Here is a 22,150-nt window from a genome sequence, read left to right on the forward strand (position 1 = left end):
TCTATCCCTGATAATAGTTGAATCGTTCGCGCAGCGCGTCGCGGTTGAGGCCAAAGGGTAATGGTCCTGCGCCCGGCGCGCCGTGTCCACCATGATGGTTCTCGCGCACCCAAGCGGAGAGAGCGGTGCGGCTCTCCGAAGACATTGCGAGGCCGAAATGGCTGTAAATCCGTTCGACGCTTGCCATTGGATCAGCGACAAAGCTTTCCATTGAAAGGTTGAGGAACCGGTCCGGATTATCGTCGCGCACTTTAAGAAGTCGCCGCAGCGTCAGGTCGAGATTTTCGACAATCATCTCGGCGCGGGACACCATATCTATGCCATCGCCTTCGACCATGCCGAGGAAGGATTCCCCCAATCGGACCACGCTGGGCACGACATCTTCGACCGGGCGGTGCATGAATAGGATCCGTGAATCGGGAAATGCGCGCAGCAAACTGTCCACTTGCGGTGCGTGATGTGGGCATTTCAGCACCCAGGTCTTTTCACGGTCATTTGATCCGATGAGGCCCAGAACCGATTTGAAATGGCGGTAGTGCGGCTCGAGATCGGCTTGGAACAGCCAGTCCTGATAAGGGCGGATCGGCGCAACGAGGCTGAATGAACTGTGACCGAAGCTCTGCTCCATCACCAAGCGGCATTCCTCGCCTTCATCGGCTGCCATAGGGTGCATTTTTCCGATAAGCGGCGCTGCCTGCATCATCGCTTCCAAACCGTCGCGGCAGGCAATGAATTCCGGGTCACTATCCCAGCTTTCCCGCGCAGGGCGTGGCTTTGGTGCAGCGCCAAGCCAATATTCAAGACCCTGCAATTGCGGATCGGACATCAGCATGCGTTGCATCGCTGTGGTGCCGGTACGCGGCAGGCCAAGGATGAAAAGCGGTTGTTCAACCGAAGCCAAAGCCGCGCCCATGCGCTTGATCTGGTCGATCGACTTCAGGCGGGCGGCCAGCGTCTGGCGCAAGGGGCCAAGGATGGTCTCGCCATCTGCGGGGTAATCGATACCGCTCGCATCGCGCGCCGCAAGCAACGCCTCTAGCCCCTCGCGATATACCGGATCACCAAAGTCGTTCAGCCCGGTTGCCTCAATCGCCTCTTCGTGCAGTTGATCAAAGCTGGCGGCAAATCCGGACCTCATGCCGCGGAAACCTCAACCTCGAACCCCTCAAGATAACTCATACCCGAGAGCTGTTCTGCCGATTGCGGGCCTTGCGGTACAATGGCGTTCAAATTTCCGCCGCCCTTGGCGTTTGCACGTTTCCATCCGCCATGATTGCCCCAGCCATGCGGATAGGCGACGCAGCCCGGGCGGATGTCGTCGGTCAACGAAACAACGACATCAAGACTGCCCCATTGCGTGCTGAGCTTGGCTTCGTCTTCGTCATTCAAACCGCGCGCCGCTGCATCGGTCGGATGGATCAGCAATTTGGGCGCGTCGGTGCGGACAAGCGCCTCCACATTGTGCATCCAACTGTTGATCGAACGGAGTTTGCGCAGATTGATGAGTTGCAGCACATCGGGCTTGCGTGCTGGTTTGGCGCGTAGCCTTTCGACCTCGGCTTGCATTTCTTCGCACCAAAGATGGATTGTTCCATCTTCATGGCCCAACCGCTTTTTGAAATCGAACGCCCAACGCCCGCTTTCTATCATGATGCCGTGCGGATGCTCTTTCAGCTTTGCGAGCGACAGTCCCTTTTGGCCTTCAATCCCCTTTTGCAGAGAGGCATCGGCCATCTCAAACGGCGTCATATTGCCAAAGCTCTCGCCGCGCCCCATTCGCACCGCAAGGTCGCGCAATATCTCATACTCGCCGCGTGTCTCGCCGACGGGTTTTATCACCGCTGGCACATATTGGGCGAATGGACGCACCATGTGGTTCAGGAAGAACTGATTCATATCCTCGCGCTCCAGCGCGGTCGTGACCGGCAGGAGGTAATGCGCGTGACGGCTGGTTTCGGTCATGTAGAGATCGAGTGCGACCATCAGATCGAGCTCCGCGAAGCCCTCCACCAGCGCTGGACCGCCCGGCATCGACATGACCGGGTTTGCGCCCACAACTAGCAGGGATTTGATCTGTCCTTCTCCGGGTGTGATCATCTCCTCCAGAAAGGTCGTGCTCGGCTGCGTGCCCCACACGCTGGGTAGCTTGCTGACGCGTGAGGGAATGGCGCCGTGCCGCGCTCCAGGAAAGATCCCCGCAAATTGCTCATCGGTTGCTGAGCCGCCGTGACCCCAGCCCACACCGCCGGGTGTGTGAAACTTGCCGCCGATCACATTGAGCGCGTGGAGGAAGAAATTGGTCAGTGTCGAGAAACCGCCCCGGCAGATCCCGATGCGGCCCATTGCGGCCGCGCGCGGTGCCGAAGCGAAGTCGCGGGCAAGTTGCTGGATGGTTTCTGCGTCTATGCCGCAACGGGGTTCCGCAAGCATTGGCGTGATCCAGCTGGTTGCAGCCACAAGGCCTTCCAGCCCGGCGCAATGCTGTTCGATGAACTGCCTTTGCTGCAAATCTTCGGAGAGAATGACCTGGAGCATAGCGCCCAACAACCAGACATCGCCTTCAGGCAGGATCGAGACATGTTCAAATTTGCGCGCAGTTTCGGTCCTGCGTGGGTCGACAACGATCACACGGCCGCGCTTTGCGATTTCGTCGAGGTCCTCCTTGAAACGCGGCGCAATCATCAGCGAGCCATGGCTGACGAGCGGGTTTGAACCAAAGATCAGCAAATGTTCGCACGTCGCAAGATCAGGAAAAACAAAGGCATGGGTACCAAACATAAGTTCGGTTGCCAGCACCGGCGTACTGATGTCTTCGGATGCCGGCGTATAGGTGCGGCTGCCACCCATAGCCTGTTGGAACAACACGCTGGCCAATGAACTCGGCCAGCCCATGCTTGGCGGATTGCCCGAATTGACGGCAAAGCTGAACGCGCCGTGCCGTTCGACTGAAGCTGCCAACCGCTTTGCGATATCGTCGAGCGCTTCATCCCATCCGACAGGCTCAAACTCGCCCGGCCCACCGACACGTTTTAGCGGATGGAGGACGCGGTCCTCATCATAAGCGAGATCGGCAAGTGCGGGCCCTTTGACGCAAATGTGGCCACGCGAATGGGGGTTGTCGCGATCCGGTCGGATCTTGGTTATCCGCCCATCTTTCACCGTTGCGACCATACCGCACAGCGCCTCGCAAATGCGGCAATAGGTGACATGATCACCGTCTTCGCCCGGAATGCGGGCAATGCCGGAACTATCGGCCATGTCATCTCCTCCCGACTGGCGATTCCTCCTGCAAAGATTTATCTATTCATATTAGATATGCAAGCGGCAATCGTTCAGCTCGATTTGATCGTTGCTGCGCCGCCGCTGACGGGAAGCATGATGCCGGTCACCCAAGCGCCGGCACGCGAGCAGAGGTAAATTGTCGCACCGGTGATATCGTCCAATGTGCCCGCGCGTCCGCCCAGTGGCGATGCCCATGCGGGGGGAGGCGTATCTCCCGGCTTCAGGCCAAGGAATTTTTCGCTCATCCGCGACGGGAAGATGCCCGGTGCGATCGCGTTGCACGATATGTTGCGCTTGGCGAGGTGGCGGCCAAGCTGGCGCGTCATCATCGCCAGTGCGGATTTACTGGCAGCATAGGAATAGTTGGGCAAACCGCCCGGATCGAGCGCAGCAACCGATGTGATGTTGATAACGCGCGAAGGGTCTTCCCGCGTCGCTGCCTTTTCCAGATTGGGCAGGACTTTCTGCAAAACAAGAAATGGGGCTGTCACGTTCAGCCCCAGCACGGTGTCAAATCCTTCACGCCCGTCACCGTCGAGCGGGGTATCGACATTGATTCCGGCATTGTTGACCAAAATATCGAGTGGCAGGTCGCCCAGCGCGGCTTTGATTGCCGCCAGTCCTTCGTCGCTGGTCACATCGGCAGTGATGGCGTGGCATGGCGTGTTTGCCGAAAGCTCTCGCGCCAAGGCATCCACTTCGCCAGCGTTGCGCGCCACCGCCCAAACTTTCACTCCGGCTTCGGCCAACCCTTGTGCTATCAATCGACCGATGCCCGCTGTTGCCCCGGTTACGAGCGCGCGTTTGCCCGCCACGCCGAACAGTTCGGCGACGCGTTTTTCTGCATTCATTCTGGTTTCTCCAATTGGTCCAGCCCCATATATTCGCGGTAGGTGCGGTGAAAGAGCTGGTTGATGATTTCGTTGCGCCCCAGACGGGCTTTGCCGCAATGGCTGCTCGACGCCGAACGCTGGATCGAATTGCCGACCGGAACGTCCTCGTTAATGATGGCAGATGTCGCGATGTGCCAGTTCTTGGCCATGATCTCATGGCCCTTGTCGTCTTCGACGGGGTGCGGTGTCAGATAGCGAAGGTGCAGATAAGAGCGGCCGACATCGTCCGGGTGCTGGTAGGCGGTCCAATATTCGACATGGTGCGGATGCAAGACCAGAGCTGAATTGGGTGTGATGACATTCCCGAAAATCACATAGCGTTGCAGCTCGACGCTGCCGGGGTCGGTATCAACAATCTCGTCAATGCGGCGGCGTGGATTGCCCCAAAGCGCATGGCGGCCGTGCAACTGCGTCCCCAGCATGTTCGGATAGAAATAGGGGTTGATCGTCGCCCCGTGCAGGAACTGGACATGATAGCCATCGATCAGGCCATCCATCATCACTTTCCAGTTTTGCGGAAATTCGAAGATCTCGCTGCGATAGCAACTCCAGCTATCGAACCGGTACTCAGCCATCGCCTTGTCCATGCCCGGGCCTAAATGCTTGGCTACGTCAATCTGCCCGGCCGGATTTTCGACAATCCAGATGAAGCCATGCCGTTCCTCGACGGGTAATGCGATCAGGTTGAGGTCGTCGCATGGCTTTTGTCCATAGGTATCGGGGAAGGTAATTGCTTTCAGTGTGCCGTCTGCCGAATAAGTCCAGCCATGATAGGGGCAGGTGAAGAGCGGCTTCTTTCCGTTCCCATCGGGAACCAGTTGCGCGCCCCGATGCCGGCAAATGTTGAGGAACGCCTTCAAGGAGCCATCTTTGGCGCGCGTGACCAGCGCGGTGCTGCGGTTCAACTTCACTATGGCATAACCGCCCGGTCCGCCAAGCTGGGCGCCGTGCATTGCCATCATCGGAAGCCGTTCAAAGATCCTGTCCCGCTCGGTAACCGCAAGCGCCGGGTCAGAATAGATCGACAGGTCATATTCGAGGAAATCGTCGGCGAGATCGGTTCCACCTTGCTTCACCAGTTCGAACAGACGCGTTGCCAGGTCGCGCCGCCTTTCCTCGGTGTAGTACATGCCGTTTCCTCCTTGCGCCGGATTATTTACAGAAATCGTATTGTGTAATTTAATAGTCGTCAATAATGCTGAAGGGCGAGGATCGGATTATGGATGTTGCAGACTATATTGTGGTGGGCGGCGGCAGTGGCGGCGCGGCAGTCGCGGCAAGACTGTCCGAAGATCCGCTTAACAAGGTTTTGCTTTTGGAAGCAGGCGGCGAATCCGATCGCTTTCTGGTCAACATGCCGGCCGGTTTCGCGCGAATTCTCACCGATCCGCGCTATGACTGGTGTTATCTGCAGGAACCCGACGCATCGATAAACGGGCGGCGTTTCCTTTGGTCGGCCGGCAAGATGCTCGGCGGCAGCAGCGCGATTAATGGACTGGTCTATATTCGCGGCACCCGTGCGGATCACCAGCGATGGGTTGATGCAGGATGCGCCGGTTGGTCGTTCGACGATTGCCTGCCATACTTTCTGCGTTCCGAAGGATTCAGCGGGCAACCAAACCAGATGCATGGCAGCCACGGGCCGCTGGGGGTGGAGCCAATGTCTGACCCGCACCCATTATCCCAAAGCTTTGTCGAAGCTTGCGCGCAAACCGGCCTGCCGATCCTTGATGAATATAATGATGGGCATGCAGAGGGCAGTTTCCTGACGCTGACCACGCAGAAAAATTCGAAACGGAGCAGCACGGCAGCCGCCTATCTTACCGAGGCGCGCAAGCGGTCCAATTTGCGCATCATCACAGGCGCGGTTGCGGAGAGAGTCCTGTTCGAAGGCAAGCGCGCCATTGCGGTCGAAGCCAATGTTGACGGGCGATTGCAACGCTTCGGTGCTAACGCCGAAATCATTCTGGCTGCTGGGGCAATTGGAACGCCGGCACTGCTTATGCGATCTGGGGTGGGCCCGGCAGAAATGCTGAAATCGCATGGCATTGAGATGGTCGCCGACAGCGAAGAGGTGGGGCGTAATCTGCAGGAGCATCCGACCGTCAGCCTCAACAAGTTCGTGACGGTCGATACCTATAACAGCCGGATGAAACCCTGGCATCTTGTCGGCGCGATGCTGAAATATCTGCTGCAAGGTAAGGGGCCGATGGCGACACCGGCGGTGCAAGCCATGGCCCTGGCGCGATCGCGCGGCGATTTGGCGGCCCCTGATCTGCAACTGCATTTCTATCCGGTCGGCTATGATCTTGGCCCCGAGATATTGAGTGCAGCCGCAGCCGAAATGCCAAAAGAGCCGGTTGCAACAATCGCCGCATCAGTCGGCAACCCCTATAGCCGCGGTGAAGTGGTGCTGACGGGCAGGGAAGCATCAGATCTGCCGTCAATCAGGCATCAACTGCTGGGCGATCCCCGCGATGTTGAAACGCTGATTGGCGCATGCAAATTGATTGAGTTAATTTTTACATCACCGGCCTTTGCGGACTTTGTAAAGGCCCCCCGCAATCCGCCGGTGGCACCGGAAAGCGATGCCGGATGGGAGGATTATGTTCGCCGCAACACCAATATTTCCTATCACCCCGTCGGGACGTGCCGCATGGGAGGCGATGCCGAAGCCGTTGTCGGCCCGGATTTGAAGGTGAATGGCTTGTCCGGCCTGCGCATTGCTGACGCCTCTGTCATTCCGCTTTTGCCGCGCGTGAACACCAACGCTACAGCCATCATGATTGGTGAGCGCGCTGCGGATTTTATCCGGCAGGGATAAGCATCGGCGTTACGACAAAACGGCGCACAAAACGGCGCATGTCCGTTTCATCCGGGTATTCGTTCGAGTAACGAAGCAGCAGAAGTGATTGAACCAGCGCAATCCAGGTGACGCACTGTTCGATATCCAGGTCGTCGGCGACGATGCCTTCGCGCTGGCCACGCAGCAGGAACGAGCGCCAGCGATCACGCACCCAGATGTGGACCGCACCTCCTTCGCTTTGCGAACGGACCCACGCTTGGCGATCATCCATGAAACGCTGGATATAGATATTGCCTCGTGCCAGCAGCACGGCTTGCAGGATCGCCTCGGCAAGCTGATCCACAAACGGAACGTCACGTGGCACGCGGGCGTTCAGTTGAAGCTGCAGGGCCTGCATTTCCTCAAGGCATACGCGGTCGACAATATCGTCCTTGTCGGTGAAATATTTGTAGATAACCGGCCGCGAAAACTGGGCGGCCTCGGCGATATCGACGATAGTCGTCTTTTCGATGCCCAGATGTGAAAAGCAATCACGCGCCGCGCCGAGAATGCGGGCCACCGTTTTTTGCGTTCGCGTGTTGCTCACCGATTGGGTCTTCATGTCCATGTCGCATCATTACCCTTGACTTGCCGAATAGTCGAGTTAACAGATTCTCAACACTGTAAACAAATAACCATAGATAAAACGGGCAATGAGGAGTGCTATGAACAAGATGTCTGCCGACGTGTTCGAGCGCATGGTAACCCACCTGCGCGAAGGAACAACCGATCTTGCAGATTCTATCCTGCATGTTCCCATCGCCAATTTTACCAGCAAGGAACATCTGGATCGCGAACTGGCAGTGTTTCGCCGCTTGCCGCTCGCCGCCGCGATGAGCAGTGAACTGCGCGATACGAAAAGCTTTGTCACGCGCGACCTGCTGGGCGCGCCGGTCCTTCTGGTACGCCAGAAAAATGGCGAAGTGGGCGCTTTTCGTAACATGTGTCGCCATCGCGGCGGAAAGGTCGAGCTTGCCGAGAAAGGCAAGAAGCCTTTCTTCGTATGCGCCTATCATGGCTGGAGTTACGACGGCGATGGCGCTTTGCGCGGCGTTCCTTTCGACGATCATCTGGGTGGCATAGACAAGAGCTGCAACAGCCTTATCCGCTTGGCTTGCGAAGAGCGGCACGGCATCGTCTGGGTTAACCTGACGGATGAGGCGGGTAGCAGAATCGCTGACTATCTTGGTGATGCTGATGCGCGGCTCGCCGACTATGCCGCGGATGGAACGGTTATTTTCATGGAACAGAAACTTGACGTTCCGATCAACTGGAAACTGGTAATGGATGGTGCAATCGATGTGCTGCACCCGCAATTCCTGCACCCGAAAGGCGTCGGCAAGCGCATCGAAACCAGCGCATCGGTGTGGGAGGATTTCGGGCGGCATGGCCGATCCTGGTCGGCCTATAAGCGGCTGTCTGACAAGGTGAAAGCAGGTACGGCAAGCGACGAGGATCATCGCTATGTGACGGGCAACCTTATCCTGTTCCCCAATGCCAGTATGATCCCCACGCCGACGCACCTCGAATATTGGAATGTCTGGCCTGATTTGGAGGATCCCGCGCGGGCGCATGTCCATATTCGCTTTCTGGTCGACCCGGCAGTGCTCGACGACGAGCGTGCGGCCAAGATCAACAAGAGTTGGGAAATTTTGAAGCAGGCCGCCACCGAGGAAGATTTCCCGATGGAAGAGACCATTCAAGCCAACGCAAACGCCTGGCCCGTTGGCGATTTCATCTATGGCCGTGGCGAGGCACCATGCCAGCATCTGCACCGCCAGATGTCGCGCGAAATGGATGCGCTGCCAGCATGAGCGGCTATGATTTGCTGAAGGGTGTCCGCGTTCTTGAAGTGGCCGCACTCGGCCCGTCTAGCCTTGGCGGATATCTCGCCGATATGGGCGCCGATGTCGTCAAGGTGGAGGATGCAGTCGGGGACGGCGTGCGCTATGCGGGCAATCCGGCAATGGGGTCTCCAAATGGCGAAAGCCTGCTTCACCTTCGCTGGAACCGTGGCAAACGGAGTATCCAGCTGGACCTGAAAGCAGAGGCCGACAGGGCGACCTTTCTGGATCTGGTCGCAAAGGCCGATGTCGTCATAGAGGGTATGCGGGCGGGCATATTGGACAGGCTTGGTTTTGGTTTCGATGACCTGAAAAAAGTCAAACCTTCGATCGTTTTCTGCTCGATTTCTGGCCTCGGCAGCTATGGTCCCTATGCCGAAATGGGTTCACACGGACCCAGCTTCGACGCATTTGGCGCGCTCTCGTCGGTCAACCCTTACGCGTTGACCAAAGAAGAACGGGCAAAGAGTAATGTAACGCCTGTGGGCATGCATGCGATGGGGCTGTATGCGGCGCTGGGCACGCTGGCCGCCATCATAAAGGCCCGTGCAACAGGCGAGGGCAGCCGCATCGAAGTGGCCGCTGCCGATTGCGCTGCGCATTGGCTGCCAGATGCCGTCGACGCAGCGCTTAATCCCGACAAATGCTTCGATCGGCCCGGCTTTTTAGGTGGCAAAGGCAAGCAAGCCTGCTGGCCCCGGCTTTGGCGCTATGAATGTGCGGACGGCAGGGGGATTTTCTTCCAGGCGTTCAGCCCGAAATTCTGGGAACGCTTTTGTGTGGCGGTCGAGCGACCCGATCTGGCGGAAGCCTATAAGTCCGATCGCGACGTCAACGATGTCGACGAAGACGTGCATGATAAGCTGGTCGAGCTGTTCGCAACGCGCAACCTTGCCGATTGGATGGATTTGTTCGGGAAGCATGATGTTCCCGCAGGCGCGGCCAACAGCCGTGAGACGCTGACCAGCGATCCACACTTTCTGGCGCGCAACAATGTGTATGAAGTTGAACTGCCCGGTGCGGGTGTGTTGCGCCTGACGACTACGCCAGTGAAAATTGCCGGCCAAAAATTTGCGCCGGATTTGGCGCCAACGGCGGGCAAGGATCAAAAGGCAGTGCTTGCCGACTGGCTGGCATAAGAACAAGATCAGCGCCGCAACAAAAACAAGCGCGGCGCGAAATGGTGAGGAGACTTTATGAACCTGGCGGAGCTTGTTCGGTATTGGGCACGCTGGCGGCCCGATCACACGGCGATCATTCACAACGATAATCGCATCAGCTGGGCGGAGCTGGATGCGCGTTCGGATGCGATTGCCCGGGGCCTGCGTGCCGCTGGCGTAAACAAGGGCGACCGTGTCGGGCTGCTGATGACCAACCGGCCAGAAGCACCGATCGTCACCGTAGCCTGTCTCAAACTGGGTGCGATTTTCGTTCCGCTCAATTTCCGCCTCACCGGAATCGAGCTCTTGCCGTTGCTTGAAGATGCCGAGTGCAGCGCGGTGGTTACAGAAGCCAAGCATCTAGCACAGCTGGAACTGGCAAAACGGACGTTGCCTTTCGAGATATTTGTCGCGGATTCGACTGACGCCCGGCCTTATGATGACCTGATAATAGATAGCGGCGCGGTGCCGGTCGAACAGATCGCGCTCAATGACGCTGGTTTCATCTGCTACACCTCTGGCACTACCGGGCGGCAAAAAGGCGCGCTGCTCACGCATGGTAGCGCGATGTATCCCGGCATGGCCAAGAATCTCGCCGAAGGCCTCACCTGGCGCGATTCCATCATGGTAGCCGTACCCTTTGTCTTCACCGGTGCCGTGATTTCCTGTTTCATCCAGTTTGCCGTGAATGCAGGCGGAACCATGGTGCTCGAATCCGATTTTGATATCGACCGTTATATCCATACTATCGAGAAATACCGGGTAAGCGCCGCGACCACGGTGCCAGTCATCTGGGAAAGGTTGATACGCTCGCCCGATTTCGAACGCGCCGACATTTCCTGCATGATTTCGGCGGCTGCAGGTGGTGCGCCCGTCAGCATCGACCTGATTGAGGCTTATAAGGCCAAGGGCATTTCGATGATCCAGTCCTATGGCCTTACCGAAGCCTCCGGTCTTGTCGCAACAATGCACAGCGAAGACGCGATGAAGCGCATCGGCTGGGCTGGGCGGGCAATTTTCGGCACTGAAATCCGGATAGGTGATGCCGACGGTAATACGCTGCCGTTCGGAGAGACCGGAGAGATCATGGTCAAAGGCCCGCATGTGATGCGCGAATATTGGCGCAAGCCTGATATTACGGCGGAAACCATCGTCGACGACTGGCTCAAGACCGGAGATCTGGGCGCTATGGATGAGGAAGGCTTTCTGCGGATCGTTGACAGATCGAAGGACATGCTGATCTCTGGCGGAATCAATGTCTATCCCGCCGAAATTGAGCGGGCCTTGGCAGCGGTACCGGGGATCAACGAACTTGCCGTCATCGGAGTGCCCGATGCCGATTGGGGTGAGGTGCCGATGTTGGTTGTCTGCGCCAATGGCGACCGTGCCGACGTGATGCGGGCGATCGAAAAGGAAGGCGAAACGAGTTTGGCCAAGTTCAAGCGTCCCAAACATGTCGCCTTTATTGATGAGCCTTTGCCACGGACGCTTTCGGGGAAGGTATCGAAGCCGACTTTGCGGGCCAGTTTCCCGCAAGTTCCTGAGACCGCCGAGCGGCTTTTCGCGCAATGACCCGCAAACATACATTCTGCCGGATATGCGAGCCACTATGCCCAATAGTCGCTACGGTCGACGAGGCCGGCGCGGCAGTCAAGCTGGAGCCGGACCGGGACCATCCCGTTTCCAAAGGCTTTGCCTGCCATAAGGGCCTGAACTTCCTGCAGGTGCACAACGATCCTGATCGGGTAAACCAGCCGCTGCGGCGCACCAATCCAAAGGGTGAACTGCCCGCCCAGTTTGAACCTGTGTCCTGGGATGAGGCCTTTGCAGATATCGGTCAAAGGCTGCGCGCAATCAGGGATAAATATGGGCCGGACGCGCTTTCGGTTTATTTTGGCAACCCGGTCAGCCTCAACAGCAACGCATTTCCCCTTGCAGCATCGCTCGGTGCGCAAATCGGCAGTAAGCGCAATTTCAGCGCGGGAACGCAGGATACCGCCAACAAACCGGCTGCGGTCGAGGCGGTGCTCGGTACGCTGAATCTTTTTCCAATCCCCGATTTTGCAAACACCCGGTATTTGCTTTGCTTTGGCGGCAATCCCAAAGTTTCGCATTGGACTTACACCTCGCTGCACCGTCCCTTGTCGGTGTTGCAGGATATCATCGGGCGCGGTGGCAAGGTTCGTTTCATCAACGCACGCAGGATTGAATCTGCAGGCGAGAAGACGGGCGAAGTCACCCTGATCCGGCCGGACACCGATGTCTATTTCATGGCTGCTCTGCTTTGCGAAATCCATCGCAATGGGCTGTACGACAAGGCGCATGTCGAGCACCACGGACATAATGTTGATGCGCTTTGGGACTTTGTTTCCGCTTTCCCGTCGGAACGGGTGGCCACGGTCACTGGTATTGACGCTACAACCATTCTCGCCATTGCGCACGAATATGCGACCGCGCCGTCCGCCGCGATCTATATGGCAACGGGCGTGAACCAGGGCCGACAGGGCACGCTGGCCTATTGGCTGCTGCTGATGCTCAGCTTCGTGACAGGCAATCTGGGGCGGACCGGCGGCGACTATTACGCAAAGGGTTTTTATCCCAATGCGCGTGCCGTGGCACCCGCACCTGCCCCAATAGTTGACCTTCCCTCCGGTCCGGTGAATGTCGTGGCGGGAAGCTTGCCGGGCCATGCACTGGGCGAGCTGGCAGGGCAGGGTTCAGACCCGATCAGAGGCCTGATTGTATTGTCTGGCAACCCATTGCTATCGATGCCGGGCGAAGCGGCGATGCGAAAGGGATTTCCCAAGCTTGATCTGATGGTTCATGTCGATCTGTTCCGCAACGCGACCGGCGAATATGCCGATTACATCCTACCTGCCGCTGACTGGCTGGAAAGGGCAGAGTGCAACCTTTCCGCCAATGCCATGCAGCCCCAGCCTTTCATCCAGTCGGTGGACGCGGTGGTCTCACCCCAGCACGATAGGCGCGACGACTGGTGGATCATCTCCCGCCTGCAGCAGGAACTGGAACTGCCCAGTGCGCTCGACAGGCCCGATGCAGATATGCTGGGCAGGGCGCGGAAGATCCTTTCGAAGATCGGATTGTCGATCGAAGAAATCCGTGCCGAACCTTCGCAATCGATACTGTTACCGCAGGCCGAGCGGGAAGTGTTTTATGATGAGGTTGTGTTCAACCCCGACCATCGCGTCAATTGTTGTCCAGAGCCATTCGGCCCAGCAATTGAACGCTGCCATCGCTTGTTTGATGAACTTTCAAACGAGCCCGCAGGCATATTCAAACTGATATCGCTGCGCACCAATTATATGCACAACAGCAACCTTGCGAACATGCCTGCCCTTAAACGTGACAAGCATGCACTGAACCCGCTCCATATCCATCCAGCCGATATCGCGGCGATGGGGCTAGCAGCGGACGACAAACTTGCGGTTTCGAACGACTATGGCCTGATCGAAACGCACTTTGTTGAAGACGAGAGCTTGCAGCCCGGTGTGGTGGCGATGTCGCATGGCTATGGCCATGCACGCTCGTTCGGGCTTTCGCGAGCACAGGCAGCACCTGGGGCCAATGTAAACGCATTGATGCCGACCGGCGCTGGCAGCCATGAGCCATTGAGCAATATGGCGCACCTAACGGGCGTTGCGGTAAAAATCGGGCGAGCCTGACGGCCCGCCCGAAAGGACCTTCGTCAAAAGGCGAAGGAGAGCTCGAGGGCGATCTCACGCGGGCGTTCGACCACAGTATTGATATCCGATTTGACGCCTGCGGCGGTGCCAGCACCCGTGCCACCGGTGAAGGGGAATTCATTGGCTGAGGTGACGATGAACTCGTTGGTCAGGTTCCGGCCAATCAGCGACAATTTCCACACATCTTCCGAGCTACCCAAGGTGATCGAGCCATCGAGGCGGGTAAAGCCCTTCTGGACCGCTTCGGGGATCAGCGCATCGGTGTAGTTGTACTTCGACGTGTGAGCCACATCGAGCGAAATGCTACCCTTCAGACCGCCGAAGTCGGCCTCATAGCTGCCGCCCAATTTCCAGCTATGCTTCGGCGCCTTGGGAGCGATGCGTCCGCTGTACAGCTGGCCGTTGAATACCGTTCCTGCGGCATTAGGAAGCAGATTACATCCTTGTGCAGGCGTCTGGCCACCAAAGCACTGGCCGATGAAATTCTGATACTTGGCCTTGTTATAGGCATAGGCGCCACGGAAGCTCAGCCCATCCAGATTGCGCGGTTCGAAATTGAAATCGACCTCGAAACCTTTGGTGTTGAGCGTGCCCGCATTCGATACGACCTGCCCGGCGGTTACCGGCTCATAGAACTGAACCTGCAGATCATCATAATCGAAGTCATATATCGCGGCATTCAGGCGGAGCTGCCGGTCAAGGATAGCAGCGTGGGCGCCGAGTTCGAAACCTTCAGCTGTTTCGCTCTTGAACTGGCCGGCGCGCAGTGTTGCACCAGCCGTGATCGTTTGGCTCAGGTTGAACCCGCCCGATTTGTAACCGCGCTTATAGGCCGCATATATGGTGGCTTCATCCGAAGGTTTCCACGACAAGGTGACTTCGGGCGAGAAATCGCTGTCGTCGAAATTGTCCTCGAAGCGACGGTTTTGCGGGAAGGCTCCATTGGCTGCAGTGGCAGCCGTCGGACGCGATTGCTGAAAGGAATCACGCTTGTCGTAGGACAGGCGTCCGCCACCTGACAATTCGAGTTGAGGTAGTATCTTCCAAGACATCTGACCGAAAATGGAGAAGCTCTTGGCATCGAACCCATTATCGCGGGAGAAGGACACCCAGGTGCGCCGAACAGGATCAAAACCGAAGTTGATGTTGTGAGAGTCGGTGTTGAAGACAAATTCGGAACTCGACAGATACATGCCGGTCGTCACATTGATAGGTCCGTCAAAATCGGATGCAATGCGCAATTCCTGGCTGAACTGTTCGAACTCAGCAAGTTGCGAAACCGAAACGTTACGTACCGAGCCGACAAAATCGTTATAGTCGATCTGTTTGAAACGGGCCCAGCCGGTGATCGACGATATATCAAACACACCCGTTTCGAAGTCCATTGCGAGCACCGCAAAATAGCTGTCGAGATCGGTGAATGTTTTGCCATCGCGGGCGTATCGGAAGTTTTCTACAAATGCCGGATTGCTTGCGCTGTGATCTGATCGGCCATCGGCTTTGCAGTCTGCGAACGGGTTGGCAAAGCCGGATGTGGGGAAGGGTGTGGTCCGTCCCGCACCGCATTTGCGTTCGTAAAGGTTGCCGGCACCATCATCTTCATAATGGGTGTAGCCGCCCTTTAACGAGATGCTGATCTGGTCAGTCGGTTCATATTGCAGCGTCAGGCGACCTGACAGCGTTTCGGAAGGGTCACGATATTTGGACTGCGGTGCGCGGGTCAGGCCTGTGGCCGGATCCGTCGCCGGCCCGCCCGTGTTGAGCAGCGATCCACGCGCATCATTCCAGCGCAGCGCGAGGCGAGCACCGAAACTGTCTGAAATCGGCCCGGAAAGTACCGCTTCGGCATATTTTTCGTGGGCTTCAAAGCCATAGCCAACCTTTCCCTTTACCTCGAGCTCATTGCCGGGGTTGTTGGTACGGATCGAAATCAGGCCACCGGTTGTATTGCGCCCGAAGTATAGTGCCTGCGGGCCCTTCAGAACTTCGACAGAGGCAACATCATATTGCGCAAAAGCAATTTCGCGACCGCGGCTCATGGCAAGGCCGTCGATATTGAACGAAACCGACTGGTCGAAACCGGCGCTGAGCGAGCTCGATCCTACGCCGCGCAGGAAGATGCTGGCCGAACCACCGGTGACCTGACGGCCAACCACCATGCTGGGAACGAAGGACGCGATGTCGCCGACCGTTGTGACCTTGTAGTTTTCGAGATTTTCGCCGGTCAGTGCGGTGACCGCAACCGGAACGTCCTGCAGGCGTTCTTCCTTCCGGCGTGCCGTAACAATGATGTCGCCCGATGATGCATCATCGGCCTCTTCTTCAGCCGGTGCGGATTGTGCCGAGGCGACGCCAGGCACTGCCGCCGCAAGTGCTGCCGCCAGACCGATTCCGGATACAGTTGTCCAATGCAATTTAGCCATAACGTCCTCCCCTAAATCCTCTTGAGACTCTAAATCTATATACTGTTGATAAATAGATGGGCGAGTGGCGTCAAACGAAAATTTACGAAAATCAAAATGTGTAATCATATGCAGGCTGGGGGATTGGTTTCGGTGAACCTATTCTGGCCGGCTCGGATCATGCTGCATCGTTGTTAAATGCTCTAAATAACCACCGTTGCAACCGCACGCGGAGCTCGGCCGTTTGCGGCGCAACATCTGCGAAGTCTTTACTATCCTGAGTATTCAATGATTTAGTGGCACGGCACGCAGTCCTGAGCATAAGCGGCTCTGCGGAAAATCCATATTCTGCGGGAATTAACAAGGAATTCTTCTCGTTATAACAGGGAAAACAATTTCCCAGAACAGCGCATGGTTGGATGCAGATAAAGGAGTGGGTCGCGCCGGGTTCGTGAACTCGGTTCCCATTGGCAATGATGGAACGATCATCGCAGACCATGGCAGAGTCGACGCTGCGAAGCAGCCGGGTCTTGTGTCCGTTCCGACACTGGCAAATTCCAATCTTAGCGAGAACGAGAAGCGGGCCTAAGTGTTCGCAGACAACAAACTGGCCTTGAAGGCAGGCTGGGACCGCGAGATATTGGTTGTCGAGTTGTGGGGTCTCATCGAACTCGACTTCGAGGTTGAGCTGACGGGCTTCGGCCTGACAGAAACCGAACTTGTTCTTGACGACGTGGGCCCCGATGCGGTTGCTACGCCGACTCCAAGCATAGGTACAAATTCAAAAACACATATGCTTTTGTCGAAAAGGCCGTGCAGCACCAAATAAAGCGTCATATTAACGTCACATAATTGTTAAATTTATAACACATAAAGGTTATTTAGAGATTTTCGGAAAAAATAACTACAAAATAGCAATGCAATAAATGAACTTCTCCAAAAAATTCCTTCATTGTGACAGCATGTAATGATACTGTAACAAACAGAGGATTTGAGAGGAGAATCACGATGAAATCGCTTGGTATGATGGTTGCGATAGCTGCATCGATGGTCGTGACGCCTGCGGTGCTTGCGCAGTCGAGCTCAGTCGAAATTGGTTACGAACGCGGCGCATTGGGTTTCGAGGCGCTGATGGCGAATGACAATCAAACCGCATTGCGTCAGATACAGTCGGCGAAGAGCGTGCCGCACAATGATCCTGCGAGGCTCATCAACCTTGGACGCGCCCATGCGCGCCTTGGGAATGTGTCGCAGGCACAACTGGCCTTTGAGGCGGCAGCCAATTGCAGAGAACATTTTGATATTGTGCTGTCGAATGGCAAGATCATGAATTCGCGCAAGGCTGCTATGCTCTCGCTACAGTCGCTCAAAAAATAGTCTAAAAAGGTTGTCAAACTAGCGTTCGAAAATCTCGCAGCCGTTGATGTAACAGTTTTGAAACATAAGATTCACGAAACCGTCTTCAACTTCGAACAATAGAGTCACATCCATCATCTAGGGGCCATCACCGAAGACCGGTGGGGGCCTCTTTTGATTCGCGCCCGCAAGTCTCGATACCCGTTCCGGGTAAAGTTTATTGCGGAGAATCAGAATGATAGACCCGAAATTGCGTGGGATAGTTTATGCAACGGCAGCTGCAGGTTTGCTGTCAGCTTGTGGTGCCGATGACATTGCGTCGCCCGGCGATGGCAGCATCGTAGTTGTGCCGCCACCGGTTGTTGCACCCCCGCCGCCGCCGCCACCCCCGCCGCCGCCTACCGGCCCTGCGGCCAGCTGTCCCTCGGGCACTGTTGACGCGGGCACAATTGCCAATCGCCGCAACTGCCAGATTTCGGGAACCATCACCGGCGCGCTTCGCTTGCAGAACCTTGCGGGCACGATCTACTCGCTCAATGGCAAGGTGCAGGTTGGCCAGGATTTGGGTGCTGATCCCAATGCGCCGACAGCAGGCGCACAGTCGGGCGTTCTGACTATTGACGCAGGCGTCACCATCTTCGGCGCATCGGGCGCTGACTTCATGGTCGTCAATCGTGGCTCGCAATTGAATGTTGACGGTTCGGCGACCCGCCCGGTCGTGATGACCAGCCGCAACAACGTGTTGGGCACCTCAACCGCTTCGAGCATCGGCGAATGGGGTGGTCTCGTTATCCTTGGCCGCGCGCCGATTGCCGACTGCGCTGATGCTGCTGCCACTGGCGGCACAGTGGGCTGCGTCGCTCCGGTCGAAGGCACCAGCGGTTCGATCTATGGCGGTGCGTCGCCCAACGACAATAGCGGCACCATCCGTTATCTGCAGGTTCGCTATCCGGGCTTCCGTGTGGATACCAACAACGAACTCAACGGCATCACCATGGCCGGCGTGGGCGCTGGCACGATCTTCGAAAATGTCCAGGTGCACAACAGCTCTGACGACGGCATCGAATGGTTCGGTGGACGCGTAAACGGTCGCAACCTCGTGCTGACCGGCAATGACGATGACTCACTTGACGTAGACTCGGGCTTCAAGGCCGCCCTGCAGGATATCATCGTGCTGCAGCGCACCGACGGCGGTGACCATATCGTCGAGGCTGACTCAGCCGGTAACGATACCCGCCTGCCGCGTACTGACGTCCGCTTTGCCAACTTCACCTTCATCGGCCAGACAGGACGCAATACGACCCTGTTGCTCCGTGGTGGCGGCGACTATTCGTTCGTCAACGGCATCATGACGGGCAGCCCGCGCTGCATCGACATCGATGGCGCTTCGACCGTGCAGGCTGCCAATGCCGCTCAGGATGAAGACGGCCCGCCAGTGTTCAATTCGATCTTCATGTCGTGCGCAACCGCGTTCCCGGATGACACAGACGTGACCGGCGCGCAGGTGCAGGCGATCTTCGCAGCCGGCACCAACAACACCGCCAATGGCACCTCGACGCTTTCGGGCACCTTCATCAACGGTGCCAATGAAAATGCGGTCTCGCCCTTCGCAGCAGCCGGTCTTGCCAGCTACCTGATCAACCGGGCCTATATCGGCGCGGTCCGCGATAGCACCACCAACTGGTGGTCGGGTTGGGTGTGCGGCCTTCCGGGTCAGGCCTCGTGCCTTGAAATCCCGGCTGCAGGCTAAGCAACACAATCGCAAATCCCAAAGGGGCGGCGCCGGAATGTCGCCGCCCCTTTTTCCAAATAATCAGGGCACCCAAAGATCATGAAACGCATATTCGGCACCACATTGCTGCTCACTTCCGCTCTTGTCGCTCCGGCGGCACTTGCGCAGGATGTCACCCAGCCAGAGGCGGCGGAAGAGGCTGCTCCGGCAGTTGAGGAGACCCAGCCTGCAGAGGAAGAGGTCGAAATTTCAGGTCCGGGTGCCAATAGCGGCGAAGGACAAGAGATCGTTGTTCAGGGGCGCTATATCCCGAATGTGATCCGCGCGACGCCTGAAGTCGTATCGGTATTGTCGGCGGCAGATATCGCCCGCACGGGTGAAGGTGAAGTCGCAGGTGCCCTGCAACGCGTCACTGGCCTTTCGGTCGTCGGCGGCAAATTCGTCTATGTGCGCGGACTGGGTGAGCGCTATTCGCTCGCGCTGCTCAATGGTTCGCCCCTGCCGTCGCCTGAGCCGCTGCGTCGCGTTATCCCGCTCGATCTCTTCCCGACCAGCATTCTGGCCTCAACCGTTGTGCAGAAAAGCTATTCAGCCGATTACCCGGGTGAATTTGGCGGCGGCGTGATCAACCTGACCACCAAAAATGCACCATCGGAAGGCTTTTTCGATGTCGGTTTCGGCATCGGAGGCGATACCGAGACTACTTTCGAAACCGGCTACACCTATTTCGGCAGCCGAGGTGACTGGACCGGTTATGACAGCGGCGAACGCTCGCCCAAAGGTGCTTTCGCCAATGCGCTGGCTACGGGCAACCGCATCCTTGCAGGATCGCAGTTTAGCGTCGCCGATGTGCAGGAAATCACCGCCAGCCTCAGCAATTCTCGCACCAATGTGATCCAGCGCAATCTGGATATCCAGCCGAACATCAGCGGTGATATTGCCATGGGCAAGACCTTTCCGATAGGTGTTGTCGATCTGGGTGTCATTGCCATTGCCGGTTACAACAACAACTGGCGCACGCGCAGCGGGATGCAGCAGTTTGGTAACGTATCGACCGCCAATGGCAGCTCGTTCCTCGAACCCGCTCGCGATTTCGACTATCTGTCGACCGAAAACCGCATCATCCTCAATGGCATGATCGGTCTGGGCCTGCAATTTGGCGAGCACAAAATCCGCTTCAACAATCTGTTCATTCGCGACACCTTGAAAGAAGCGCGGGTAGCCCTCGGCAACAATTTTGACACGGTAGGGCCCAGCCCGACCCGCCCCGACGCAACGATCCAGACCGGCATCACTAGCTGGTTCGAACGCCAGCTTTTTGACAGCCAGATCATCGGCGAATTCCAGTTTGGCGATCTCTCGCTCGATCTCCGCGGCACCTATGCCAAGTCGCAGCGCGATGCGCCCTATGAACGCTCGTACAGCTATGTCTATAGCGAGGCCTTTCAGGATTATGTGAACGATCTGCGTTCGCCTGGACAGGACGCCTTTGTCGCATTCAGTGAGCTGGAAGATACCGTTTGGGCGGGTGGAGCGGATGTGGCCTATAAGCTGCCCACCGAATATCCGCTGACCCTTTCGGCGGGCTATGCTTATTATGACAATAGCCGCGATTCCATCCGCCGCGATTTCCAGTTCCAGCCTTCGTCGGCACTCAATCCGGCTGTTACACAACAGCGCATCGATTATCTTCTGAGCGACTATAACGTCTACAGCTACAATGTGTTGCTGACTGAAACCACAGGTGGCCTTGGTTCAGCGGCCTTTACTGCTGGCCTTAAGGTGCATGCCGGATATGCCATGCTCGAAATCGAACCAGTCGATGGCGTGACGCTGAACGCGGGTGTACGCTATGAAGACGGTAAGCAGTTTGTCCAGCCGACGGCGCTGTTCGGCTTGACGCCAGCGCCGCGCACAGATCTCAACAATGATTACTTCCTGCCTGCGGGGACGATTACCTGGAACTTTGCTGAAGACATGCAGCTTCGCCTTGCTGGTTCGCGCACCATCGCGCGCCCGCAGTTCCGCGAACTTGCGCCGCAGCCTTATCGCGATACCGATTCCGGCCGCACTTTCTTTGGCAACCAGTATCTGCAGGACTCAGAGCTGACCAATGTCGAGGCGCGATACGAATGGTATTTCGATCGCGACCAGCGTTTCTCGATCGCAGGCTTCTATAAGGACATCACCAACCCGATTGAAAGCGTGGCGGTGCAGGTCGGCTCGAGCTTCTTCACCAGTTTTGCCAATGCGCCGAAAGCGACGTTGTACGGCGTGGAAATCGAAACCCAGAAATATTTCCCGCTCGAGACTTTGGGTGGTGATTTCTGGCTCAACCGCCGTCTCGCGGTGGTGGCGAACTACACCTACTCGGACTCTGAGATCAAAATCGGTGCCAATGACACGACGGTCAGCTTTTCGAGCGCGCCCAATTCAGTTCCTGCTTCAACAGTGTTCGACACAAACCGGAAATTGCGCCTAACGGGTCAGTCAAAGCATCTGGTAAACCTGCAGCTCAGCCTTGAGGATACAGAGAACCTCTCGCAACAAACGCTGCTGCTGACCTATACCAGCCCGCGCGCAACCAACCGCGGCCCGAACCTTTCGCCCGACTATATCGAGCGTCCTGGTCTGCGGCTCGACCTCATTCTGCGGCAGGGGCTGAAGATCGCCGGCAAGGAACTGGAGTTCAAGCTGGAAGGTCGAAACCTGACCGGCACCGACTATCGTGAACAGCAACGGCTGGGGGATTCGGTTCTCAACATCAACAGCTATGATGTTGGCACCAGCTATTCGGCCAGCATGACCGTCAAGTTCTGATATTACTTTTGGGGCAGTCGGCGACTTCGGCTGCCCCGAACTTCATGCACTGTCATGAAAATGAAACCCTAGAGTCATCGAACTGTCTTCTGGTCAGCCTAACGGCGACTCA

The 22,150-nt window shown here is 57.0% G+C and carries 15 protein-coding genes; 9 read left to right on the plus strand and 6 right to left on the minus strand.

Features of this window, described 5'->3' with window-relative positions:
- Position 1: 1 nt before the first annotated feature.
- From DXH95_RS02460 to DXH95_RS02475, 4 genes are all read right to left on the minus strand, one after another.
- A complete protein-coding gene (locus DXH95_RS02460; protein ID WP_115547871.1) occupies positions 2-1,138 on the minus strand; it encodes a sulfotransferase family protein in 1,137 nt (378 codons plus the stop codon).
- Entirely contained in the window at positions 1,135-3,258 is a 2,124-nt protein-coding gene (locus tag DXH95_RS02465; RefSeq protein ID WP_115547872.1) for a molybdopterin-containing oxidoreductase family protein, read from the minus strand. The genes DXH95_RS02460 and DXH95_RS02465 overlap by 4 nt, the downstream gene beginning before the upstream one ends.
- Before the next feature lie 74 nt (positions 3,259-3,332).
- Positions 3,333-4,133, minus strand: a complete 801-nt coding sequence (locus DXH95_RS02470; RefSeq protein WP_115547873.1) for an SDR family NAD(P)-dependent oxidoreductase — start codon at positions 4,131-4,133, stop codon at positions 3,333-3,335.
- On the minus strand, positions 4,130-5,305 hold the full coding sequence (locus DXH95_RS02475; RefSeq protein WP_115547874.1) for an aromatic ring-hydroxylating oxygenase subunit alpha: 1,176 nt from the start codon (positions 5,303-5,305) through the stop codon (positions 4,130-4,132). Before DXH95_RS02475 ends, DXH95_RS02470 begins: the two co-directional genes overlap by 4 nt.
- Before the next feature lie 89 nt (positions 5,306-5,394).
- Here DXH95_RS02475 and DXH95_RS02480 point away from each other — a divergent pair, with 89 nt between their 5' ends.
- Positions 5,395-6,999 (plus strand): GMC family oxidoreductase, encoded by a 1,605-nt coding sequence (locus tag DXH95_RS02480; protein ID WP_181883539.1) that lies wholly within the window; start codon positions 5,395-5,397, stop codon positions 6,997-6,999.
- Here DXH95_RS02480 and DXH95_RS02485 read toward each other — a convergent pair.
- Complete coding sequence (locus DXH95_RS02485) at positions 6,983-7,588, minus strand: TetR/AcrR family transcriptional regulator (protein WP_115547876.1); 606 nt, start codon at positions 7,586-7,588, stop codon at positions 6,983-6,985. The two genes, DXH95_RS02480 and DXH95_RS02485, sit on opposite strands and share 17 nt — an antisense overlap.
- A gap of 97 nt (positions 7,589-7,685) precedes the next feature.
- Here DXH95_RS02485 and DXH95_RS02490 point away from each other — a divergent pair, with 97 nt between their 5' ends.
- Genes DXH95_RS02490 through DXH95_RS02505 form a run of 4 tightly spaced genes read left to right on the plus strand, consistent with a single transcriptional unit; the run spans position 7,686 to position 13,707 of the window.
- Positions 7,686-8,834 carry an aromatic ring-hydroxylating oxygenase subunit alpha gene (locus DXH95_RS02490; RefSeq protein ID WP_181883540.1) on the plus strand — a complete coding sequence of 383 codons (1,149 nt, stop codon included), beginning with the start codon at positions 7,686-7,688 and terminating at the stop codon, positions 8,832-8,834.
- Positions 8,831-10,003: a CaiB/BaiF CoA transferase family protein gene (locus DXH95_RS02495; RefSeq protein WP_115547878.1), complete on the plus strand. Its 1,173-nt coding sequence runs from the start codon at positions 8,831-8,833 to the stop codon at positions 10,001-10,003. The genes DXH95_RS02490 and DXH95_RS02495 overlap by 4 nt, the downstream gene beginning before the upstream one ends.
- 57 nt (positions 10,004-10,060) lie before the next feature.
- The gene (locus DXH95_RS02500) at positions 10,061-11,596 is read left to right on the plus strand and encodes a class I adenylate-forming enzyme family protein (RefSeq protein WP_115547879.1); all 1,536 of its coding nucleotides are present in this window, start codon (positions 10,061-10,063) and stop codon (positions 11,594-11,596) included.
- Complete coding sequence (locus DXH95_RS02505; protein WP_115547880.1) at positions 11,593-13,707, plus strand: molybdopterin-containing oxidoreductase family protein; 2,115 nt, start codon at positions 11,593-11,595, stop codon at positions 13,705-13,707. Before DXH95_RS02500 ends, DXH95_RS02505 begins: the two co-directional genes overlap by 4 nt.
- A gap of 23 nt (positions 13,708-13,730) precedes the next feature.
- Here DXH95_RS02505 and DXH95_RS02510 read toward each other — a convergent pair whose 3' ends face one another.
- Positions 13,731-16,151, minus strand: coding sequence for a TonB-dependent receptor (locus DXH95_RS02510; RefSeq protein WP_115547881.1), 2,421 nt, complete (start codon positions 16,149-16,151; stop codon positions 13,731-13,733).
- Positions 16,152-16,719: 568 nt separating this feature from the next.
- On the opposite strand from DXH95_RS02510, the gene DXH95_RS02515 reads away from it, so the two are divergent.
- The 4 genes from DXH95_RS02515 (at position 16,720) to DXH95_RS02530 (ending at position 22,038) form a co-directional block, all read left to right on the plus strand.
- On the plus strand, positions 16,720-16,959 hold the full coding sequence (locus tag DXH95_RS02515; protein WP_115547882.1) for a hypothetical protein: 240 nt from the start codon (positions 16,720-16,722) through the stop codon (positions 16,957-16,959).
- A 179-nt stretch (positions 16,960-17,138) separates the two neighbouring features.
- A complete protein-coding gene (locus tag DXH95_RS02520; protein ID WP_115547883.1) occupies positions 17,139-17,507 on the plus strand; it encodes a hypothetical protein in 369 nt (122 codons plus the stop codon).
- 214 nt (positions 17,508-17,721) lie between these two features.
- Positions 17,722-19,236, plus strand: coding sequence for a hypothetical protein (locus DXH95_RS02525; RefSeq protein ID WP_181883541.1), 1,515 nt, complete (start codon positions 17,722-17,724; stop codon positions 19,234-19,236).
- 81 nt (positions 19,237-19,317) lie between these two features.
- Positions 19,318-22,038, plus strand: coding sequence for a TonB-dependent receptor domain-containing protein (locus tag DXH95_RS02530; RefSeq protein ID WP_115547884.1), 2,721 nt, complete (start codon positions 19,318-19,320; stop codon positions 22,036-22,038).
- The last annotated feature ends 112 nt before the right edge of the window (positions 22,039-22,150 follow it).

The organism is Sphingorhabdus pulchriflava (assembly GCF_003367235.1).
In the GTDB taxonomy this organism is placed as follows: domain Bacteria; phylum Pseudomonadota; class Alphaproteobacteria; order Sphingomonadales; family Sphingomonadaceae; genus Sphingorhabdus_B; species Sphingorhabdus_B pulchriflava.

Bases quoted from the DNA above. Each gene is read 5' to 3' on its own strand.
- DXH95_RS02525 (WP_181883541.1), top strand. From the start codon at position 17,722: ATGATAGACCCGAAATTGCGTGGGATAGTTTATGCAACGGCAGCTGCA.
- DXH95_RS02495 (WP_115547878.1), top strand. From the start codon at position 8,831: ATGAGCGGCTATGATTTGCTGAAGGGTGTCCGCGTTCTTGAAGTGGCC.
- DXH95_RS02460 (WP_115547871.1), bottom strand. From the start codon at position 1,138: ATGAGGTCCGGATTTGCCGCCAGCTTTGATCAACTGCACGAAGAGGCG.
- DXH95_RS02510 (WP_115547881.1), bottom strand. From the start codon at position 16,151: ATGGCTAAATTGCATTGGACAACTGTATCCGGAATCGGTCTGGCGGCA.
- DXH95_RS02470 (WP_115547873.1), bottom strand. From the start codon at position 4,133: ATGAATGCAGAAAAACGCGTCGCCGAACTGTTCGGCGTGGCGGGCAAA.
- DXH95_RS02505 (WP_115547880.1), top strand. From the start codon at position 11,593: ATGACCCGCAAACATACATTCTGCCGGATATGCGAGCCACTATGCCCA.
- DXH95_RS02490 (WP_181883540.1), top strand. From the start codon at position 7,686: ATGAACAAGATGTCTGCCGACGTGTTCGAGCGCATGGTAACCCACCTG.
- DXH95_RS02520 (WP_115547883.1), top strand. From the start codon at position 17,139: ATGAAATCGCTTGGTATGATGGTTGCGATAGCTGCATCGATGGTCGTG.
- DXH95_RS02530 (WP_115547884.1), top strand. From the start codon at position 19,318: ATGAAACGCATATTCGGCACCACATTGCTGCTCACTTCCGCTCTTGTC.
- DXH95_RS02480 (WP_181883539.1), top strand. From the start codon at position 5,395: ATGGATGTTGCAGACTATATTGTGGTGGGCGGCGGCAGTGGCGGCGCG.
- DXH95_RS02465 (WP_115547872.1), bottom strand. From the start codon at position 3,258: ATGGCCGATAGTTCCGGCATTGCCCGCATTCCGGGCGAAGACGGTGAT.
- DXH95_RS02500 (WP_115547879.1), top strand. From the start codon at position 10,061: ATGAACCTGGCGGAGCTTGTTCGGTATTGGGCACGCTGGCGGCCCGAT.
- DXH95_RS02485 (WP_115547876.1), bottom strand. From the start codon at position 7,588: ATGGACATGAAGACCCAATCGGTGAGCAACACGCGAACGCAAAAAACG.
- DXH95_RS02475 (WP_115547874.1), bottom strand. From the start codon at position 5,305: ATGTACTACACCGAGGAAAGGCGGCGCGACCTGGCAACGCGTCTGTTC.